17 protein-coding genes and 1 tRNA gene are annotated in these 19530 nt (G+C 67.3%); 6 read left to right on the top strand and 12 right to left on the bottom strand.

Translation table 11 applies throughout. From position 1 onward, the window contains the following. Window positions 1-8 precede the first annotated feature (8 nt). The 4 genes from VFY73_RS12630 to VFY73_RS12615 all read left to right on the top strand — a co-directional run bounded on the left by VFY73_RS12630 (window position 9) and on the right by VFY73_RS12615 (window position 3594). Window positions 9-1616, top strand: coding sequence for a replication endonuclease (locus VFY73_RS12630; RefSeq protein WP_329719194.1), 1608 nt, complete (start codon window positions 9-11; stop codon window positions 1614-1616). 84 nt (window positions 1617-1700) lie between these two features. Beyond that, the gene (locus tag VFY73_RS12625) at window positions 1701-2366 is read left to right on the top strand and encodes a hypothetical protein (RefSeq protein ID WP_329719192.1); all 666 of its coding nucleotides are present in this window, start codon (window positions 1701-1703) and stop codon (window positions 2364-2366) included. Beyond that, a complete protein-coding gene (locus VFY73_RS12620) occupies window positions 2363-2614 on the top strand; it encodes a DUF4224 domain-containing protein (RefSeq protein WP_329719190.1) in 252 nt (83 codons plus the stop codon). The genes VFY73_RS12625 and VFY73_RS12620 overlap by 4 nt, the downstream gene beginning before the upstream one ends. A 2-nt stretch (window positions 2615-2616) precedes the next feature. Beyond that, on the top strand, window positions 2617-3594 hold the full coding sequence (locus VFY73_RS12615) for a tyrosine-type recombinase/integrase (protein WP_329719188.1): 978 nt from the start codon (window positions 2617-2619) through the stop codon (window positions 3592-3594). Here VFY73_RS12615 and VFY73_RS12610 read toward each other — a convergent pair. The 6 genes from VFY73_RS12610 to rsmB form a co-directional block, all read right to left on the bottom strand. Then, window positions 3578-4810, bottom strand: a complete 1233-nt coding sequence (locus VFY73_RS12610; RefSeq protein WP_329719186.1) for a hypothetical protein — start codon at window positions 4808-4810, stop codon at window positions 3578-3580. The genes VFY73_RS12615 and VFY73_RS12610 overlap by 17 nt on opposite strands. A gap of 123 nt (window positions 4811-4933) precedes the next feature. Continuing rightward, window positions 4934-5009 (bottom strand) — tRNA-Phe (locus VFY73_RS12605). A gap of 19 nt (window positions 5010-5028) precedes the next feature. Beyond that, entirely contained in the window at window positions 5029-5748 is a 720-nt protein-coding gene (locus tag VFY73_RS12600) for a response regulator (protein WP_329719184.1), read from the bottom strand. A gap of 45 nt (window positions 5749-5793) precedes the next feature. Next, a complete protein-coding gene (locus VFY73_RS12595; protein ID WP_329719182.1) occupies window positions 5794-8058 on the bottom strand; it encodes a sensor histidine kinase in 2265 nt (754 codons plus the stop codon). Window positions 8059-8164: 106 nt separating this feature from the next. Next, window positions 8165-8758: a DUF4390 domain-containing protein gene (locus tag VFY73_RS12590; RefSeq protein ID WP_329719180.1), complete on the bottom strand. Its 594-nt coding sequence runs from the start codon at window positions 8756-8758 to the stop codon at window positions 8165-8167. Between the two features lie 102 nt (window positions 8759-8860). Then, entirely contained in the window at window positions 8861-10216 is a 1356-nt protein-coding gene (rsmB, locus tag VFY73_RS12585) for a 16S rRNA (cytosine(967)-C(5))-methyltransferase RsmB (RefSeq protein ID WP_329719178.1), read from the bottom strand. 114 nt (window positions 10217-10330) lie between these two features. Here rsmB and folE point away from each other — a divergent pair, with 114 nt between their 5' ends. Then, a complete protein-coding gene (gene folE / locus VFY73_RS12580) occupies window positions 10331-11077 on the top strand; it encodes a GTP cyclohydrolase I (RefSeq protein WP_329719176.1) in 747 nt (248 codons plus the stop codon). Between the two features lie 3 nt (window positions 11078-11080). Further along, window positions 11081-11506: a BLUF domain-containing protein gene (locus tag VFY73_RS12575; protein WP_329719174.1), complete on the top strand. Its 426-nt coding sequence runs from the start codon at window positions 11081-11083 to the stop codon at window positions 11504-11506. A 91-nt stretch (window positions 11507-11597) separates the two neighbouring features. Here VFY73_RS12575 and VFY73_RS12570 read toward each other — a convergent pair whose 3' ends face one another. From VFY73_RS12570 to VFY73_RS12545, 6 genes are all read right to left on the bottom strand, one after another. Continuing rightward, a complete protein-coding gene (locus VFY73_RS12570) occupies window positions 11598-14480 on the bottom strand; it encodes a TonB-dependent receptor domain-containing protein (protein WP_329719172.1) in 2883 nt (960 codons plus the stop codon). Window positions 14481-14636: 156 nt separating this feature from the next. Beyond that, a complete protein-coding gene (locus VFY73_RS12565; protein WP_329719169.1) occupies window positions 14637-15206 on the bottom strand; it encodes a LemA family protein in 570 nt (189 codons plus the stop codon). Then, window positions 15206-15922 carry a 7-cyano-7-deazaguanine synthase QueC gene (gene queC, locus VFY73_RS12560; protein ID WP_329719167.1) on the bottom strand — a complete coding sequence of 239 codons (717 nt, stop codon included), beginning with the start codon at window positions 15920-15922 and terminating at the stop codon, window positions 15206-15208. Before queC ends, VFY73_RS12565 begins: the two co-directional genes overlap by 1 nt. Next, the gene (locus VFY73_RS12555; RefSeq protein ID WP_329719165.1) at window positions 15909-16508 is read right to left on the bottom strand and encodes an arsinothricin resistance N-acetyltransferase ArsN1 family B; all 600 of its coding nucleotides are present in this window, start codon (window positions 16506-16508) and stop codon (window positions 15909-15911) included. Before VFY73_RS12555 ends, queC begins: the two co-directional genes overlap by 14 nt. Beyond that, the gene (locus VFY73_RS12550) at window positions 16505-17785 is read right to left on the bottom strand and encodes a glutamate-5-semialdehyde dehydrogenase (RefSeq protein ID WP_329719163.1); all 1281 of its coding nucleotides are present in this window, start codon (window positions 17783-17785) and stop codon (window positions 16505-16507) included. The genes VFY73_RS12555 and VFY73_RS12550 overlap by 4 nt, the downstream gene beginning before the upstream one ends. 271 nt (window positions 17786-18056) lie before the next feature. After that, the coding region (locus tag VFY73_RS12545) for a hypothetical protein (protein WP_329719161.1) at window positions 18057-19530 on the bottom strand (1474 nt) is incomplete at its 5' end.

Raw genomic sequence — 19530 nt, 5'->3', positions numbered from 1 at the left:
GAGGCCGCATGCGGACCCCTCCGACGATCCCCGCGCACCTTCCTCGCCTCGCCGCCCGCTTCGACCTATCCAGCGAAGACCTCGGCAACTGCGCTGAGCGTTGCGCCGCCCGCGTGCAACGCCTCGCCGATCTTTGGTCGCATGCCGGAACACCGCCGGGCCAGGTCATGCGCACGCTGCGCCGGACCGCCAAGCGACACAGCGTCTACATGCCGCAGAAGGACAGCGCCGCCGAGTGCATCAACCGCATGAGCGACCCCGCTTGGTGGCGCCGCGCTTTGCGCAAGCGCTTCCGTGCCGTCGAGCTGCACGCCATCCAAACCGGTGCGGTACATCGACACGCGTCGCCGTACGTGTCTGCGAAGGCACTGCGTCGCCATGAGCTGAACGCCGCGCGCCTGGCCGCACAAATGGACGGACTCGAAGCCATCAACCAGACCACCGGCGAGGCGGTGCCAATGTCCGACTTGATCGAGGCGAGTTTGGCGAACCCAGCCAACCGCCGCGCGGCCCTGATGGCTCGCATCAAGGGCATCGAAACCAGCGCCTTGGCCAAGAGCCATGTCGGCCTGTTCCTCACCATCACCTGCCCCAGCCGCATGCATCCGCGTCACAGCATGAGCGGTGCACCCAATGCGGCCTATGACGGCACATACCCCGGCCGGGCGCATGCGTACCTCAGCAGGGTCTGGTCGACCGCGACGCGCCGTGCCGCTCACCTGGGCCTGACCGCCTATGGCCTTCGCGTGGTCGAGCCCCATCACGATGCGTGCCCCCACTGGCATCTGCTGGTGTTCACGCCGGCCGATCAGGCCGACGCCTACGCCGACAACTTGCGGGCCTATGCCTTGGCCGATAGCCCGAACGAACTGGGCGCGCAAGAGCGCCGCTTCACCGTCAAGCGCATAGATCCGGCCAAGGGAAGCGCCGTGGGCTACGTGGCGAAGTACGTATCCAAGAGCATCGACGGCGAAGGCGTTGACTTCGACAGCGAAAGCGACAACGACGGCCGCGCAGCCGCGCGCCGCCAAATTGCCTGGGCTCGCACCTGGGGCATTCGGCAGTTCCAGTTCTTCGGCGTGCCGCCCATCACGCCGACGCGCGAGCTGTATCGCGTCAGCGCCGCGGGCTTGCCAGGCTTGGCGCTACCCGAGCTGCATCAAGCCTGCAAGGCCAACGACTACGCCGCCTGGCTGGCCACCGTGGAAGCGCACGAGCTGCGCCTCGGCGTCGACTACGCCGAACGCGAGAGCACCCGCTACAGGGGTGAGACCACCAAGGCCATCAGCGGCCTCACGGTCGAAGGCGGCGATCTCACGCAGCCGCTTTCGCTGGTCACCCGCTGCGACACCTGGCGCATCGAGCCGCGGGCCAAGGGCCAGGCGCAGGCGCCTTCGGAGCGCGCCGCCACAGGCAGCGACTTCTCCCCTTGGACTCGATTCAATAACTCCGCACCCATTGATGCGAAAGGACTTTTCCCCAGCGATGCACCGCGGGCGAAGACTGAAAAGAAGGGGGAGGAAGGCGAGACAGCGGTGAGAGGAAGTGTCCTGCACCGGGCACCGCTACCCGGTGCAGGACGAGGCGATTGGGAATCAGCCAGGCCCGCAGCTTAGCGATTTGCCCAACACGCGCAAGAACTTCGACAAACGCAAGCCATGCTCAATCGACTACCCCGGCACCTGCCGCCGCTCTCCGCCATGTTGAACGACATAGGCAACCCCAAGCCGGCCAATCTGGCCCGCTCCCTCGGCGTGCATGAGCGGACCGTGTTTCGCTGGATGCAACAGGACGACGCCCCGCGATCCGTCCTGCTGTCGATCTTCTGGCTCACCCGCTGGGGGCACTCGTTGGCCCACAGCGAAGCCACCAACGACGCCGTCATGTACGCCGGCATGGTCAGCGCCCTGCAGCAGCGCATCGAAGACCTGCAGCGCCAGGTGGACCACCTGACCCGCATTGGCGACTTCGGCGCCGCCAACGAACCGAGCCGCGTGGCGCAGCAACGCCCGGCCGGGCCTGTGCGGGTCTTGCCTCGCCTCGCCCCCTTGCCCACCAGTTCCACCAAGCAGCCCGACCCCGTTTCCCCGGACCAACCCGAGAAAACCATGCAAGAAAACCAGCGCAACCGCGTGCAGTGCTCCCGTATACGTAAGAGCGAAGAACCGACCCGAAAAGTTCGGGCCAAGCCTTGGCGCACATCCACCGGATTCCGCCTCATCCGTGCCTTTTCACCCGATCACAACATTGCTCGATTGCGAACCCACCTCGCCCGCATGCGTCGCATTTGGGACCGCGAGCCGGGAGGCAAGCGATTCGCACTGCGCATTCGCCGCATCAAGCAGACAAAGGGCCGCCGCGCATGAGCTCGATGTTCCTGAGCCCCGACGAACTGACGGAGCTGACCGGGTTCAAGCAAACCAAGGGCCATCTGCGCTGGTTGGACCAGTATCGCTGGGCCTATGCCTTGTCACGCAATCTGCAACCGCGGGTGGCACGCGAGTACTACCAGCAGCGCATGGGGTTGCGCCGCAGTGGCCCCAGTGAAACCGAGCAGGCACGCCACGCGGCCGCCCTCGAAGAACCCGACTTCTCCGCACTCGACCGAGTCTGACCATGGGCCGCACGCGCACCACCAACAAGGGCCTTCCCCGTGGCCTGCAACTGAAGAACGGGCGCTACTACCACGTCACCACGGTCACACCGCGCAAGTGGACCGCGCTCGGGCCGGACCGCGCGACCGCCCTGCTGGCGTGGGCGCGACTGGAAGGCGCCGAGCCCGATGCGGGCGTGAAGACCTTTGACGTCGTGGCGCAGCGCTACGAGCGCGAGGTGATCCCGACGAAGGCACGGCGCACTCAAGAGGACAACCTCAAGGAGCTGGAGCGCTTGCGGGCCGTCTTTGGCCGCATGCTTGTCGAGGCGATCAAACCGCACCACGTTCGCGGCTACCTCGACAAGCGTGGGCAGACTGCTAAGGCCCGCGCAAACCGCGAGAAGGCTCTGCTGAGCCACATCATCAACAAGGCCCGGGAATGGGGCTACACGGACGCGCCGAACCCCTGCCAAGGGGTCAAGGGCTTCAAGGAGGCGGGCCGCGATCGCTACGTGAGTGACGCCGAGTTTCAGGCGGTGTGGGAGAAGGCGGACCAGACCTTGCGCGATGCGATGGACTTGGCGTTGCTGACAGGTCAGCGTCCTGCCGACGTTCTCAAAATCAAGCGTGAGGACCTACGCGACAGCGCCTTGTGGATCGTGCAGAACAAGACCGGGGCCAAGCGTGCGATCGAACTGACGGGCGAGTTGGCGAAGCTCATCGAGCGCATCAACACTCGACCGCGCGAGCGCTTGAGCGTCTTCCTCGTTCAGGATGACAACGGCCGGCCGCTGGGCATGTTTGGCCTTCGCTCGCGCTTCGACAAGGCCAGGTCAAAGGCCGGCGCGGATTTTCAGTTCAGAGACATTCGCGCCAAGACGGCCAGCGACACCGGCGACCTTGCGCATTCCCAGCAGCTTCTAGGGCACAAGAAGCGAGACATGACTGAGCACTACGTTCGCGAGCGAATCGGTGCACGAGTCAGGCCACTCCGATGACTGCCTTGCGAACAAAACCGCCTGGAGCCGTGCTCACTCTGCCTGAACCGCTGTATCGAGGGTTTGCCACAGCGAAAACGTCGGCGCCTGTGATTCGTGCGGTCTTGCCGTCTCCCGAAGCTGTGGGGTGAGGCGCCAGGTTCACGACCGCAACCGCCGAAATCCGAGAGGGAATTGATCCGTCGTCGGCCATCGCGTTGAGAACACCCAGGCTCAGGTCATGAAACTCGGCGTTGGCTATCGAAGCTCCGATGATCACCAGACCACCCGCAGGCCCTCCAATCTGCCCCTTCGATTCCTTGAGCTTCCCTTTGATGACACGCTGCAAGCGATCCCCTGTTGGAAGTTCCTTTGGCCACTGCAGTTCCGCAGGAGCCTTTACCTCCAACCCGACTCTTGTCTGAGCGTCGAGATTGACAAACATGTCTGGCGTTCTTCCGCCGTCCTTCGCCGGCCGAGAGAGTCCGATCACATTGCCAACATCTGCCAAATAGCTAGCCGCCACGAGCTGAGTGGTTGAGTGGTGGAACTCGTACAAGAACGCCGCGCCAATCGCGGGGAATTGCTCGTGATGGGCCCAGCGGCCCAGAAGGTGAAGCGTCACGCGCAAATAGGTCAGTGCCACGCCGTCAGCGCCAGTGAGATCCACTTGGCCGGTCGCAATTGCATTGCCAAGTTGGACCAGGGCCCAAGCTGGCGGAAATTCAATGAAGCGTGTGTTTCCGCGGCTAAAGGCTACTTTGGTGCGTCTGAGAGCGACGTCAAGACCGGGGCACCATAGGCCAATCTGCGCCTCCATGGACGCCAATGCATCCTCGGACAGCTCCATATCGTCTGGCTGCACCGGCCGAATACCCGTGGCCCGCTCGACCCTGTCGATTTCCTCGTCGCAGGTGATGAGAACGCGATCGCTGTCGATTTCAACTGTGCGGTCAATGCGACGAATTCGTGATCGCCCCATTGATACAACGATCAGCGGCAGCGGCTCGCCGGGAGGCCACTCGTCAGTCCGATTGACCTCGCCGCACCGACCGCACTGCAGGTCCAGAGCGACCAACTGCCGCGGCCGGTAACCATCAACAAGGACGTTGGCGCACGCCTTGCACGTGAAAGCCGAATCGCCGCCGCAGCGAAACAGGGGATGCGCACTCAGCTGAAGAATTCGCGAACGCTCCGGCACTGCCGACTCTGCCGCGATCTGCTCGCTAGTGCTCACTCGAATGCTCCTACGGGTGGCCGATTTTGCCGCTTTGTAGAAGAGTAGCTCAGTTGTAGAAAAGCCCCGGGTAGCGAACTACACGGGGCTTTTGCTTAAGTGCTTGTCAGTACTTAGAAATCTTGGTGGCCTGGGGCGGAATCGAACCACCGACACGCGGATTTTCAATCCGCTGCTCTACCAACTGAGCTACCAGGCCAAGTAAGCCAAAAAGTATATCACGCCGCCCCGCCGCGCCGGTTGCGCGACAGGTCAACCCCGAGTTGCTTGAGCTTGCGGTACAGGTGCGTACGCTCCAGGCCGGTCTTTTCGGCCACGCGGGTCATCGAGCCGTTCTCGCGCGCAAGGTGGAACTCGAAATAGCTCTTCTCGAACGCATCGCGGGCTTCGCGCAGCGGACGGTCGAGGTCGAAGCTTTGCTCGGCCTGCGGCCCCAGGTCGACAGGCAGCACCGGCAGGCCCATGCCGCCGGTCATTGCCGATTCGACTGTCATCATCTCGACACCACCACCCAGCAACGGTTGCGGGCTGGCCATCAGCGTGACGGGCGCGGCGGCCGGCGCCTTGTTGGCCGGCGTGCGGGCCAGCGACTGCTCGACCGCGCGCAGCAGCTTCTGCAGCGTGATGGGTTTTTCGAGGAAGGCGATGGCGCCGTACTTGGTCGCCTCGACCGCGGTGTCGATCGTGCCGTGGCCGCTCATCATGATGACGGGCATCGTCAGCAGCCCGCTCGATCCCCACTCCTTCAGCAGCGTGATGCCGTCGACGTCAGGCATCCAGATGTCGAGCAGGACCAGGTCGGGCCGCAGACGCTCACGCATCGCCCTCGCCTGCGCGGCGTTCTCCGCGAGCTCGATGGTGTGCCCTTCGTCGGTGAGGATTTCCGACAAGAGGGCGCGTATGCCCATCTCGTCATCCACTACAAGAATCGTTGCCATGCATGTCCGCGGACCCCGGCGCCGCGCCGGCAAAAACTGGCCGGCTCAAACGGGCGTGGTGGGGTCCGCGCGTTGTCCCTGTTCGCTGAAGCTTGAAAATGATAACGAAACCTGCGCCCCGGCCGGGCCACCGTCACCCCCCACGTCTCGCGGGGGCAGGTTGACGATGCGCACGCTGGCGCCATGTTCGTCGGCGATTTTCTTGACCACGGCGAGCCCGAGGCCGGTGCCTTTGCTCTTGGTGGTCACATAGGGTTCGAAGGCGCGTTTCTGCACTTTCTCGGCGAACCCGGGCCCATTGTCGGTCACTTTCAGGCGCAAAACGCGGGCCCGGCCGTCAGGATGACGCTCCAGCTCGGTGCTGAGCAGCACGCGGGCATCGGGCCGACCGCTGCAGGCGTCGAGCGCGTTCTGCACCAGGTTGTGGATGACCTGGCGCAACTGGGTCGGGTCGCCGCGCAGCAGCGGCAACCCGCTGTCGAGCTGAACCACCAACACGCCCTTGTCCTGCGCGTCGCCGTACAGCACCAGCACTTCGGCCACCAGCGCATTCAAATCCACCGGCTGCAGTTGCGCAGCGGGCAGGCGGGCGTAGTCGCGGAACTCGTTGACGAGTTGCTTCATTGCTTGCACTTGCGAAACGATGGTCGTCACCGCGCGGTTCAGCATCGCCTGGTCGTTCGGCTCGGTCAGCTTGGCCTCGAGCTTGTGTTGCAGTCGCTCGGCCGACAGCTGGATCGGCGTCAGCGGGTTCTTGATCTCGTGCGCGAGCCGACGTGCCACCTCGCCCCAGGCCGCCGTGCGCTGAGCCGAGACGACCTCGGTGATGTCGTCGAAGACCATCAGCCTCGCGCGGCCGGGCAGCGGCGCGCCGCGCACCAGCAGCGTGATGCTGTGGTCGTTGCGCTCGCCTCCGAGGCGCAGCTCGAACGCGTCTTGCCAGTGATCGCGCTCGCCGTCTTCGGGGCTCGCCTGGTGCTGCTCGAATCGTTGCCAGACGCCCTCGGCGAACTCGGAGAACCCCGGCACCTCGTTCAGCGTTCGCCCCACATAGGCCGACAAGGGCGCGCGCAGGATGCGCGTCGCACCGGGGTTGACGGTGTCGATGTGGCGCTCGCGGTCGAACACGATCACGCCGGCGGTCAGGTTGTCGAGGATGGTCTGCAACCGCGTGCGCGCACTGTCGAGCTGGCGCAGGCTGGCCTCGGCCTGGGCACGCGCGCTGCCGAGCTGCTCGGTCATGTCGGCGAAACTGCGGGTCAGGCCGCCGATCTCGTCGCGCGAGGCAAACACCGGCTTGGCGCCCAGGTCACCAGCGGCCACCTGCTTGACGCCCTCGGCCAGCATCAGCAGCGGCCGTGCGAGCTGGTTGCCCAACACCACCGCCAGCAGCACGGCGCCGAAGACCGACAACACCAGCGACAAGGTCAGGGTGCCGATGTACATGCGCCGCAACCCCTCGCGCGCGAGGATGCGCTGCTGGTACTCGCGGTAGGCGGCCTGCACGACCAGCGCGTTGCCAGTCAAGGCGCGGGGCAAGGGTTGCACCACCATCAGCGTGTGCTCTTCATCCGCCAGCGACAGGCTGGTCGAAGGCACGGGGGCCAACGCACGCACCCGCGCGCCCGAACCCGGCGCGGTGCTGCCCTCGTCTTCGAGCCCCTCGATCTGGCTGACCGAGCGCTGCAACCGTGCCAGGCGCAGCAAGGCCAGCGCCGGGCGCTCGGTGCCCAGCGCCGGGCTGGCGCCCGCGGTGATCTTGACCTTGCCATCGCTGCCCAGCAGCGTCACTTCCTCGGCGCCCAGTTGCTCGCGCAGGCGCTCGAGCACCAGCGTGTTGGCGCTGGCGCGGTCGGACAGCCGCTCAGCTGCGGTACGGGTCTTGGCTTCGAGGTCGGCCGCGAGGGCTGCGAGCGTGTCCTTGCCCAGCGCCAGGCCCGCATCGAGCGCACGCTCGACGCGGGTGTCGAACCAGGCCTCGATACTGCGCGAAACGAACTGGTAGCTGACCGTGTAGATCAATGCACCCGGCAACACGCCGACCAGCGCGAAGATGCCGGCCAGCTTCAGCAACAACCGGCTGCCGAACCTGCCTTGGCGGAACCGCAATGCCAACCGCACGCCGGCCCCCAACAGGAACAGCAGCAGCAGCGTGGCCACCGCCGCGTTGACCCAGAACAGCCAGACGAAATGGCGCTCGTAACGGGTCGGCCCCTGCGCCAGCAGCGACAGCACGAAGGCCAGCACCAGGCCCAGCCCGGCGGCCACCAGCAGGGCGACGCCCCAGCCCCAGCGGGTCGACACCTTCATGGCAGGGAGCCAGCGGCGCCTAGCACGCCGCCGTCGCCCCCCACGTGGCGTGCTCGGATCCGGCTTTGCCGGCCCGCTGCGCGAGCCCCTTGGGGGGCGTGGGGGCTCATGGTTCCAGCTTGACCTTGCGCTCGACCGACAGCTGCCAGTCGGATTGCGCGGCGAGGTCCAACTGCATCGGGCGCGGCAGCTGGTTGTTGTCCAGCCGATAGCTGAATTCGACGTAGTAGCGCTCGCCCAGCTCCAGCTGGTCGGTGTCGGCCAGCTTCCAGCGCGAGGCACGCGCAGCCATGTCCAGTGCCTCTTCGGCACTGGGGTAGCTCTGACTCAAGGTGCCGAAGCCCAGGCGCCAGTTCGATGTGAGCGGCTGGTAGGACAGGCGCCAGGTTCGCGTGACGCGTGCAATCCGCTCGTCGCGCCAGTACCAGCGTGAGCGGTACAGCGCCGCCTGGGCGACGAAGTACACCGGCACGCCGCGCTGCATCGCGTCTTCCACGGCCTTGCTCAGCACCGGCTTGGCGACGAAGTCGAGCAGCAACGCGCCGTCGGCCCGGCTGACGTCGAAGGTCGTCAGGTCGATGCTGCCCTCAGCCCGCGCCGGGGCGGCCACGCCCAGCCACAGCAGCAACAGCAGTGCCCCGATCACTGCCCGGGCGACACGATGGCAGGTGGCGGCGGTGGTCCGGGCGGCGTGGGTCACGAAAGCTCGAACGGCCGCTCCCGAAGTTCGTGGACCCCCACGGGGGGCCTGGCGCGTGGCGACAGGGGGGGTGGGGGCACACACAACGACGGACTGTTTGTTCTAGGGCTTGTGCAACAGGGCGTAGAAAAACCCGTCGGCAAGCGCCGCTTCCGGGTCTGTCGAGCCATTGTCAGCCAGCGGCACCAAGTGGCCCGGAGAGTCCGGGTCGAGTCGGGCTGCTTCGGGGCCCTGGCGTTGCAAAAATGCGTCGATCTGCTCGGCCCCCTCGGCACGAAAGATCGAACACGTGGCGTAGAGCAGACGCCCACCGGGCTTCAGCAACGGCCACAACGCCTGCAAGAGCTCGGCCTGGGTCTGCGCCAACGCGCGGACGTCGTCCGGCCGGCGCAGCCAACGGATGTCGGGGTGGCGCCTCACGATGCCGGAGGCGGTGCACGGCGCGTCGAGCAAGATCGCATCGAAAGGCTGGCCGTCCCACCACTGGGCGACCTGGCGTGCGTCGGCCGCGCGGGTCCGCACCTGCGGGCCGGCCAGACCCAAGCGGCGCAGCGTGTCGTCGACGCGGATCAGCCGCGCCGGGTCGGCATCCAGCGCCAACAGGTCGATCTCCGGCGCCAGCTCCAGCAGGTGCGCGGTCTTGCCGCCGGGTGCGGCACAAGCGTCCAGCACCCGGGCGCCCGCGGGCAGGCCAGCGCCCAGCAGCAACGGTGCGGCGCGCTGCGCCGCCAGGTCCTGCACCGACACCTCGCCCTGGGCGAAACCGGGCAGCCGCTCGACCGGGCAGGGCTGGCTCAGCACCAGCGCTTGTTCGTGCCCCGGCCCCAGCGCCGGGCGGGCGGCCAGCCCGGCCGCGGCCAGTCGCTGTTGGTAGTCGGCCCGGCTGACTCGGCGGGTGTTCACGCGCAGCACCATCGGCGGGTGTTGCTGGGCTTGCCCCAGCAGCGCCTGCCATTGCGCGGGCCAGTCGTGCCGCAAGCGCTCGACCCACCAGGCGGGGTGGTTCCAGGCACCGAGCACGCTGTGCCCGGCCTGGGCGACGATGGCCTGGCGTTCGCGGATGAAGCGCCGCAGCACCGCATTGATGAAGCCGGCGGCGGCCGGCACCTTGCGTCTGGCAGCGTTCACGGCCTGGTCGACCAGCGTGTGGTCGGGGTACGGCGGTGCATCACTCGGCCACAGCAGGGCCAGCGCGCTGGTCAGCAGTGCGTCGACGGCCGGCGGCGGCGTGCGCGGTGCAAGCAGTTCGCGTGCCGCATTCGCGCTGCCCCAACGCCTCAGCACGGCAAACGCCAGCGCCTGGGTGCCGGGCCGCGCCGGTGGCGGGCAGGCGGCCAGCACCTCGGTCAACGAGCGGCCGGTGAGCACGGCTTGCACCGCGTCGGAGGTGAGCTCCAGCAGGCGAGACAACGGCGGCGAGCCGGACGACGGAGCAGCGGGGGCAGCAGGGGCGTTCACCGGGGGAGTCTACCCAGCGCGGGTCGGCAAACGGGCGGGAAGCACCCGTCGCACCAGGGTTGGGCCTGCTGGCCGACAATGGCGCTCCGACCTGCAGCCGGCCAAGGCGACCGCATGCCCCAAGATCATTCCTCCGACAAGCCGCGCACGCCGGCGCTGATCCTGCACGAAGCCGACCTGGCCGAGTTGCCCGCGTCCGAGCGCATCCGCTACCGTCTGATCGGCGCCGACCGGCGCTACCACGCGAACGACAACATCTCGGCCTTCGTGCGCGAAGGCGAGCTCGACGAGCTGAAGGCCGAGGTGCAGGAAAAGATGAGCGAGGTGCTGAAGGCGCTGGTGATCGACACCGAGAGCGACCACAACACCCAGAACACCGCCCGCCGCGTGGCCAAGATGTTCGTCGACGAGGTGTTCCGTGGCCGCTACCAGCCGATGCCGTCGGTGACCGAGTTCCCGAACATCTCGCGCCTGAACGAGCTGATGATCGTCGGGCCGATCACCGTGCGCAGCGCCTGCTCGCACCATATGTGCCCGATCCTCGGCCGGGTCTGGATCGGCGTGCTGCCCAACGAGCACTCGAACCTGATCGGCCTGTCCAAGTACGCCCGCATCGCCGACTGGATCATGACCCGGCCTCAAATCCAGGAAGAGGCCGTCATCATGCTGGCCGACGAACTGCAGGACCGTGTCAAGCCCGACGGCCTGGCCATCGTGATGGAGGCCGACCACTTCTGCATGCAGTGGCGCGGCGTCAAGGACAACGACTCGGCGATGACCAACAGCGTGATGCGCGGCGCGTTCCTGAAGGATGCCAACCTGCGGCGCGAGTTCCTGTCGCTGCTGTCGAAGAAGGAGTAGGCCTTGTTAGTCCGCCTGATGTACGCCAGCCGCGCAGCCAAGCCGCTGGACCCGGAGGAGCTGGCGCACATCCTGCGCCAGGCGCGCGCCGCCAATCCGAAACTGGGGGTCACTGGCGTGCTGTGCAGCTCGGGCGAGCTGTTCATCCAGGTGCTCGAAGGCGGCCGCGCGGCGGTGAACCGGCTCTACAACCGCATCATCACCGACGGCCGCCATACCGATGTGACGCTGCTGTCGTACGAGGAAATCGACGAGCGGCGCTTCGCCGGCTGGGCCATGGGCCAGGTCAACATGGCGCGGCTGAACCCGGCGTTGATGCTGAAGTATTCCGAGACCGCCACGCTGGACCCATACGCCGTTTCCGGCAAGGCGGCGGTGGCGCTGTTCGACGAGCTGGTCGCGACGGCGGCGGTGGTTTGCCAAGGCTGAAGCGCACGCCCTCGCAGTCATGAAAAAAGGCGCCTGCGGGCGCCTTTCGATGGGCATCAGGACGGCCACCGGCGGGTGGCCGCATGCGCCCTCACATGAACTTGTACTGCAGCGACAGCTTCAGCATGCGTCCTTGCACGTCCTCGGCGTCGGGCGGGATGGTGCTGAAGTTGAGGGCACGCAGGTCCGCCGGCGGGCGCTGGTTGAAGAGATTGCGCACGTTCAGGCCGATCACGAAGTCTTTGATGCCGGAATACGCGATCGAGTAGTCCCAGCGGTGGTAGTCGCGCACCTTGCAGTCGCTGGCGGGAATGGGCACCCGGGCATCGGCGCAGCCCTCGATGGTCCACTCCTCGTCGTCGAAATCACTCTGCAGGCTCGTGCTGCTGTTCCACACATAGCGCAGCGAATGGCCGAAATCGCCCGTCTTCATGCCGGTAGTGACGTTGACCACCCATCGCGGCGTGCCATACCGGCCGGCCAAGTTGTCGCCCCAGCCATCGCGAGTGGTGCTCCAGTTGCGATAGTCGATGGTGTAGGTGGTATCGACGTCGAGCGACAGCGGACCGGCAGGTGTCGGAATCTCGCCCTTCACTGACAGGTCGAGGCCCGAAGTCTTCGTTCTCAGAAGGTTCAGGAACATGTCGTGAACGGAGGTGATCGCACCGGCGGTCACTCCATATGTGGTGAACTCATTGGCGCCGTTGAGGCCATTCAGTTGGAAGGTCGGGTCAAGCGCCCTGTCGGCATCGCTTGCCAAGGGGGCCCGGTTGATCGTGCCGGCGGGCTGCGAGGCCTCCGCGCTCAGCATCTCCTGAATCGACCTCAGGCCGATTTCGTCCTTGCGGTAGATGCGCCAGTAGTCCACCGTGCCGCTCCAGTGGCGGATCGGCTGGAAACCCAGACCGAGCGTGAACGACTTCGACGTTTCCGGCTTCAACTTCGGGTTGTTGGCCGTGATTTCCGGGATGCTGGTGCCGCACTCATTCTGTTGGACCGCATCGGCCCGCGCGAGGTAGACCGCCCGCAGCGGGTCGTCAGCAGGCAGGGCCAGTGCCGCTGCTGCCAAATCGTCCGCCAACGCTCCTGCCTGATCGCAGCGCTGAGGATCGCTGATACCGGGCGCGAAGGCGAACTTGGTCGATTTGGCGCTCTCGGTCAGGTTCGGCGCACGGAAGCCTCCTTCGAACGTGCCGCGAAACAGCAGCTCGGGGATCGGCTGGAAGCGCATGCCGAGCTTGGGCGAGAAGTGGGTCGGAAAGCCCGGGAAATGGTCGATGCGACCGGCGACTTGTGCCTCCAACGTCTTGAAGATCGGCAGGCTCACCTCGGCGAACAACGCGCCGAACGTGCGTGATGCATCTGACGAGCTGACGCCGTAGCCCACGATGTCGCCGGTGGCCAGGCGCTCATCGGGCGTGATTTTCATTTTCTCGTGGCGCAGGTCGAAGCCCGTCGCCAGGCCCACGTTGCCCGCGGCCCACTTGGCGATGTCGCCGCTGACCTTGCCGTCGAGGAAGGTCTGCGTGGTTTCACCGGTGAAGCCGAAGGACGGGAACAGGGTATCGAGCACGGCCTTCGAGTTCTTCTGGCCAATGCGGTAGCCGTTGGGCTTGTTGAAGAAGTCGGCGTCGACCGGGTCCACCCCGTTCTTGTAGTCGCCGATCATCGCCTTGAAGCCGCTATCGCTGAGGGTGCCGCGGTTCACGTCCTTGGTGCGCCCCCCCATCACGCCGCCGGCAACTTCCCAGTCGAAAGTCGACCAGACGCCTTGCACGCCAGCCAGGAAGCGGTACTGATCGGTGGTCGTGCGGCGGTCGGACGGCGCATCCACGAAGCGATACTGGAACTCGGCCTCCTCATCGGTCGGGTTCAGCGGGTGGCCGACCGGCAGCATGCGGTAGTAGAAGGTCTTGCTGTCCCCCGTCGTCGGGTTGCCCCAAACCGTGGGGCCGGCATCGACGTTAGGGCCGCCGCCATACAAGGCGTATGGGTTGTTGTAAGCCGCCTCGATCCGCGAATACAGCAGTTCCGCAAAGCCGGTCATGTCCTCGCCCAGGCGCATGTGGCCCGAGACCAGCATGTTGGTGCGCTCGGTTGGCGGAATCACTTCGAAGCGCGTGGCGCGGTCGTAGAGGCACTGGCCGGCGTCGTTGACGTTCGTGCAGCCCGGCACGGCCTGGAAGTTCACGTTGCCGGGGTAGGAATAGGTCGACGGCGCGCCCAGGCTCGGGGAATAGCGGCGGTACTTCGGGTTGACGTCGCCGAGCAGGTCTTGCCAGAAGAAGCTGTCGCGGTGATAGAACTCGACGTTGGCCAGCACGTTGTAGCCGTCGTTGGCCATGTCACCGAAACCGCCGGTCAAGGCGGCCGATTGGCTCTGGAATTCGCCGTTGTTGGCCGATTGCTGCGCGGTGACGCGAGCCTGCAGGCCCTGGTAGCTGGAGCGCGTGATGATGTTGATCACGCCCGCCACAGCGTCCGAGCCGTAGATCGAAGAGCCGCCGCTCTTGAGCACTTCAATGCGGTCAACCGCATCCAGCGGCAGTGTGTCGAGGTTGCTGAAGACTTCCTGGTAGTCCGCCAGCGGAAAGGCCGAAATGCGGCGGCCGTTCAGCAGCACCAGCGTGCTCTGCTTGCCCAGGCCGCGCATGGAAGCCGACGACGCGCCGGCGGCGAACGAGTTGCTGCCGCCCAGGTCGTCCAAGTCGGCGTTCGAGCTGGTCAGCGTGGCCAGCGCCTCGCTGATCGTCGTCGCGCCGGTCTGCTGGATGCTTTCGCGACGCAGCACGGTCACCGGCGAGGTGCCTTCGGCATCGATGCGCTTGATGCGCGAGCCCGTCACCTCGATCTTCTGGACGGCGGGTTGGCTGGTGTCTTCCTGGCTCCAGGCGGCCGACGCGAGGCTGGCGCAGGCAAGCGCCAAGACAGTGCGCCGGATCGCGGGGCGGGCGGCCTTGGTGCGATGTGGCATGAGAGAGAGTTCACGAAAGATTGCGGGAGCGGGACGCTAAGCAACATTGATCCCCCCAAAACAAAGGGTTAACCCTTGGTCTCCGGATTGGCGGACATTTTGTTGACCGGAGTACCCGTTCGGCGGCCAACCTGCCGGTCCGACGTGGTGTTTTCCCTACAACCGCGATGCCGCCCGCATGCCGAATAACCTCCCCACCGCCCGGGTCGGGAATTCTTCCAGTGCCGCGTTGTAGGCCTCGGCGGCGTCGCTGAACAGCTGCCGCGCGTAGATGAGGCGCGGCGCCAGCTCCAGCAGTTGGCGTTGCAGCGGCAGCACCGGCTCGCTGCCGGCCAGCTCGGGCCGCTGCTCGATGAGGGCCTGCAGCCGGGCCATCGGTGAGGCGAGTTCGGCCTCCGCGAGGACCCAGGCCACCAGCGCAGGCGAGTGAGACGGACGGGCGCGAACCGAGAGCGCCGCACTGCGCTGGCGCTGATCGGCCTGGCCCAGCGTCGCCAATGTCATGCCTTCGTCGGCCAGGGGCCCGCGCACGGCGTCGGCCAGGGCTTCGAGCAGAAAGCTGCGCCGGGCCAGCAGTTCGTCGATCTGGGCCCAGGCCCCGCCGATCGCGCCGCGCAACCGGACGAGCCGGTTGTAGGCGCCGACGATCCAAAACAGCAGCACCGCCGCCGCGCCGACCTTCAGCAGCAGCGGCCCCCAGCCTGCCCAGTCGGAGCCGGCCTCCATCAGACGCTCGTCTGCCAAGCGCTGTAACCGGCGGCCCGCAGGGCACAAGCCGGGCATTCGCCGCAGCCGTAGCCCCACGCGTGACGCTGGCCGCGCTCGCCGAGGTAGCAGGTGTGGGTGTGCTCGACGACGAGGTCGGTCAAGGCGTTGCCGCCGAGTTGATCGCCCAGCGTCCAGGTCTCGGCCTTGGTCAGGAACATCAGCGGTGTCTCGATCGTCAGCGGCGTGGCCAATCCCAACGACAGCGCCACCTGCATCGCCTTGAGCGTGTTGTCGCGGCAGTCGGGGTAGCCGGAATAGTCGGTTTCGCACATGCCGCCCACCAGCACGTTCAGCCCGCGGCGGTAGGCCAACGCCGCGGCGAAGCTCAGGAACAGCAGGTTGCGCCCTGGCACGAAGGTGTTGGGCAGGCCGTTGGCCTGCATCTCGATCGCCCGATCGCTGGTCAGCGCGCTGTCACCGATCTGGCCGAGCAGCGACAGGTCCAGCAGGTGGTCGTCGCCCAGGCGCGACGCCCACTGCGGGAGCTGCATCAGCAGCTCGCGCCGCACCGTCTGGCGACAGTCCAGCTCGATGCGATGGCGCTGGCCATAGTCGAAGCCCACGGTCTCGACGCGCTCGAAGCGGCTCAGCGCCCAGGCCAGGCAGACGGTGGAGTCCTGCCCGCCCGAAAACAGGACCAAGGCGTGGCGGCCCGCCACTTCAGGCCCCGCCACCGATGGACCACTCGGTGTCGGCCCACAGCGGCGCCTGCACCGCCAGCACGGCCTTCACGTCGACCGGCTCGGCCGGATGCTCCTCGACCCGCGGCGCGTTCGGCTGCAACGCGCGCTGGTACCAGGCCACGTCGTGCCACCGGCCCAGCTTATGACCCGCGTCGCGGTAGACGCCGACCGGCTCGTAGCCCATCGCCTTGTGCAATCCGACGCTGCTCTCGTTCGGCAGCGTGATGCCGGCATAGGCGCTGCGAAAGCCTTGCTGCGCCAGCAGATTCAACAGGGCAACGTACAGCCGGCGGCCCACACCGCGTCGCCAATGGCCCTCGTGCACGTAGACCGTGGTCGTGACCGACCAGCGGTAGCACACGCGTTGAGCGAATGCACCGGCATAGGCGTAGCCCACCACGGCGTCATCCGCCTCGTAGACCAGCCAGGGCCAGCGCGGCAAGGTCTGCACGATGCGCTCGGCCATCTCGGCCGGCCCCGGCGGCACGGATTCGAAGGTGATCGGGGTGCCCTGCACGCAGGGCGCGTAGATCGCCGCGATCGCGGTCGCGTCGGCTTCGGTTGCCAGTCGGATCATTGCCGCACCTCCCCTTGTCCCAGCACCACCCACTTCATCGAGGTCAACCCCTCGAGCCCGACCGGGCCGCGGGCGTGGAACTTGTCGGTCGAGATGCCGATCTCGGCGCCCAGGCCGTACTCGAAGCCGTCGGCAAACCGGGTGCTGGCGTTGACCATCACGCTGGCCGAATCGACCTCGCGCAGAAAACGCATGGCGTTCGGATGGTTCGTCGTCAGGATCGCATCGGTGTGGTGCGAGCCGTAGCGGTTGATGTGCGCGATCGCCTCGTCGAGAGAAGCGACCTGCTTGATGCTGATGACCGGAGCCAGGTACTCCTCGCTCCAGTCGGCCTCGGTGGCATCGGTGAGCCGGGCGCCCGGCAAGCCGGCCAGCAGCGCCTTGCTGGTCGGACAGCAGCGCATCTCGACGCCCTTGGCCGCAAACACCGCACCGATGCGCGGCAGGAAGGCCGCCGCCACGCGCTGATGCACCAGCAGCGATTCGGTCGCGTTGCAGGGGCTGTACTTCTGCGTCTTTGCGTTGTCGGTGACGGTGACGGCGAGGTCGAGGTCCACTTCGGCGTCGACATAGGTGTGGCAGTTGCCATCCAGGTGCTTGATCACCGGCACCTTGGCCTCGGCCGCGATGCGCTCGATCAGGCCCTTGCCGCCACGCGGGATGATCACGTCGACCGACTCGGGCATCGCGATCAGGCGCCCGACGGCGGCGCGGTCGGTGGTCTCGACCAGTTGCACCGCTTCAGGCGGCAGGCCGGCCGCGGTCAACGCCTGCTGCACCAGCTTCCACAAGGCCAGATTCGAGTGAATGGCCTCGGAACCGCCGCGCAGGATGCAGGCATTGCCGCTCTTGATTGCCAGCGACGCCGCCTCGATCGTCACGTTCGGCCGGCTCTCGTAGATCATGCCGAACACGCCCAACGGCACCCGCATCTGGCCGACGCTGATGCCGGAGGGCCGGCGCTTGACGCCGGTGATTTCGCCGATCGGGTCGGGCATCGCAGCGAGCTGCTCGCAGCCTTCGGCCACGGTGGCAATCACCTTCTCGCTCAGGCGCAGACGGTCGACCATCGGCGCGGCCAACCCGGCAGCCTGGGCAGCGGCGATGTCGCGTGCGTTCGCCTCGGCCAACGCCGGGCCGCTGTCGCGCAGGCGCTGCGCCAATTCGATCAACGCGGCGTTCTTCTCGCGCGTGCCGGCGCGGGCCATCAGCGTGCTGGCGGCCCGCGCCGCAGCGCCCAGGTGGGCCATGTAGGCGGGGATGTCGTGCGCGGTCATGCCTCGATTTTGCCCGCGTGGCGCTCCCCCAAGGAGCCGCCGCCTTCAAGTCCTTGCGCAGATCCGCCCTCCTGGGCGCGCCCAGCGCTGCCCAGCTTCAAGTGGGCGTGCACGGATCCGGCTTTGCCGGTCCGCTGCGCGAGCCCCCTCGGGGCCCCTGGGGGGCCGAGCCCGGACTTGAACAGTCCCGTGGACAGTTCATGCCTGGCGAGGGGCCTGGCCTCTGGCCCGGCGCGGCCTGCAAGGCAGCCCCCGGCGGGGGCTTGGGGGCTCAAAGCAAATACGCCGCGACCTTGCGGATCCTCGCCTCCGCGAGGCCGAAGGCACCGGTGCGCTGCTCGGCCCTTGCCGCTGCCAACTCGCCGCCGACCAGCAGTTGCGCGGTCAGCCCCGCCTGTTCCGGACGCGCGGCCTCGGGCGATTGGCGCAGCATCGCTTTCAGGGCTTCGAAGCGCTCGAACTCGCCGGCCTCGGCCTGCATCAGCGCCAGGTTGGTCAGCGCACGCGCCCGGTCGGGGCCGTGCAGCGCGTCGGCCGCGGTGGCCAGCTGGGCCGTGGCCTGGAACAACTCGGGCTGGGCAATGTCACCGGCCCGCGAGGCCAGCGCACGCAACTCCTCCGCCTGTCGCACCGGCGAGCCATGCTGGGCCCAGGTCTTCAATGCGTCGCCCAGCAGCTTCTCGGCCCGCGCAGGCTGGCCCATCAGGTCCTGTGCGCGTGCCCGCAACGCCTGCAGTTGCAGCACGGCGTGGCCGCTGCGGGCCTGGCCGGCCAGCGTGTCCAACTGACCCACCAGCGACTGCGCCTGCTGCCAGCGCCCCAGGCGGCCATGGCGGGCCAGCTGTGACAACAGAAGATCGCCGGTATCGACCAGCCAATCGTCGATGGCGGTCTGACGCTGTGCATCGTCGACGACGCTCTTCAGCGCTTCACCGGCGTCGGCCAGGCAGGCCAGCGCCAGCGCGTCAGGCACGTTGTCATGCTTGGCCAGCACCGTCGCCACGCTGCCCATCAAGCTCGCCCGCGCCACCGGCGAGTCAAAGCCGTGCACCAGATTGCGCAGCGACGCGATGCTGCGGTCGATGGCGGGGCCGTTGGCCTCGCGCAGGCTCCAGGCCAGCAACAGCACCTCGGCCCGCTGGGTGCTGGCGTTGACAGCGGGGTCGTTGCTGAGCAAGGCGTCCGAGCGCAGACGGCCCAGCACCTCGCGCGCCCGGCCGGACTGACCGAACTCGGCCAGCTGAACCGCCATGTCGGCCGTCAGCGTCGCGCGCAGCGCAGCCGGCAGCTGCGCGGCACCACCGTTGGCCGCCGCGCTGGCTGACGAGCCGGCCGAGGTCGGCGAAGCCGCCGCCTGCGCCAGCTTGACCGGCAACTGATCGCCGGGCAGCAGCAACCCGGCACCGGCCTTGGCACCCTGCATCTGCGCCACGGCCTGCTCCAGCGTGAGCCCGCGACCCTGCGCACGCTCGGCCTTGGCCAGCTGGGTCAGGGAATCCGCCGCGCCGCCCGCCGCCTCGTCGGCGGTGCCCATCAACGCCGCCGAAGCACTGGACGCGGACACCTCGGCCAATGCCGGCGGCGCGCCGACGGCCACCAGCACCTTGTCGATCGACTGGGCGCTGCTGCCGGGAGGCTCGGGCGAGGTGGTCCAGGGCAGCGACAGCCGCCCCAGCACGAAGGCGGCACCGGCCACCGCCAGCAAGGCCGCGCCCCACCACAGCGGCGCGAGGCTGCGTCGCCCG

Origin of the sequence: Ideonella sp., from assembly GCF_036277275.1 — a bacterium.
GTDB lineage: Bacteria > Pseudomonadota > Gammaproteobacteria > Burkholderiales > Burkholderiaceae_C > Ideonella.
Note: the sequence above shows the minus strand (reverse complement) of the source record. Positions and strands in the feature narration are given on the sequence as shown.

Bases quoted from the DNA above. Each gene is read 5' to 3' on its own strand.
- VFY73_RS12630 (WP_329719194.1), top strand. From the start codon at position 9: ATGCGGACCCCTCCGACGATCCCCGCGCACCTTCCTCGCCTCGCCGCC.
- VFY73_RS12625 (WP_329719192.1), top strand. From the start codon at position 1,701: ATGTTGAACGACATAGGCAACCCCAAGCCGGCCAATCTGGCCCGCTCC.
- VFY73_RS12620 (WP_329719190.1), top strand. From the start codon at position 2,363: ATGAGCTCGATGTTCCTGAGCCCCGACGAACTGACGGAGCTGACCGGG.
- VFY73_RS12615 (WP_329719188.1), top strand. From the start codon at position 2,617: ATGGGCCGCACGCGCACCACCAACAAGGGCCTTCCCCGTGGCCTGCAA.
- VFY73_RS12600 (WP_329719184.1), bottom strand. From the start codon at position 5,748: ATGGCAACGATTCTTGTAGTGGATGACGAGATGGGCATACGCGCCCTC.
- VFY73_RS12595 (WP_329719182.1), bottom strand. From the start codon at position 8,058: ATGAAGGTGTCGACCCGCTGGGGCTGGGGCGTCGCCCTGCTGGTGGCC.
- folE (WP_329719176.1), top strand. From the start codon at position 10,331: ATGCCCCAAGATCATTCCTCCGACAAGCCGCGCACGCCGGCGCTGATC.
- VFY73_RS12570 (WP_329719172.1), bottom strand. From the start codon at position 14,480: ATGCCACATCGCACCAAGGCCGCCCGCCCCGCGATCCGGCGCACTGTC.
- VFY73_RS12565 (WP_329719169.1), bottom strand. From the start codon at position 15,206: ATGGAGGCCGGCTCCGACTGGGCAGGCTGGGGGCCGCTGCTGCTGAAG.
- VFY73_RS12555 (WP_329719165.1), bottom strand. From the start codon at position 16,508: ATGATCCGACTGGCAACCGAAGCCGACGCGACCGCGATCGCGGCGATC.
- VFY73_RS12550 (WP_329719163.1), bottom strand. From the start codon at position 17,785: ATGACCGCGCACGACATCCCCGCCTACATGGCCCACCTGGGCGCTGCG.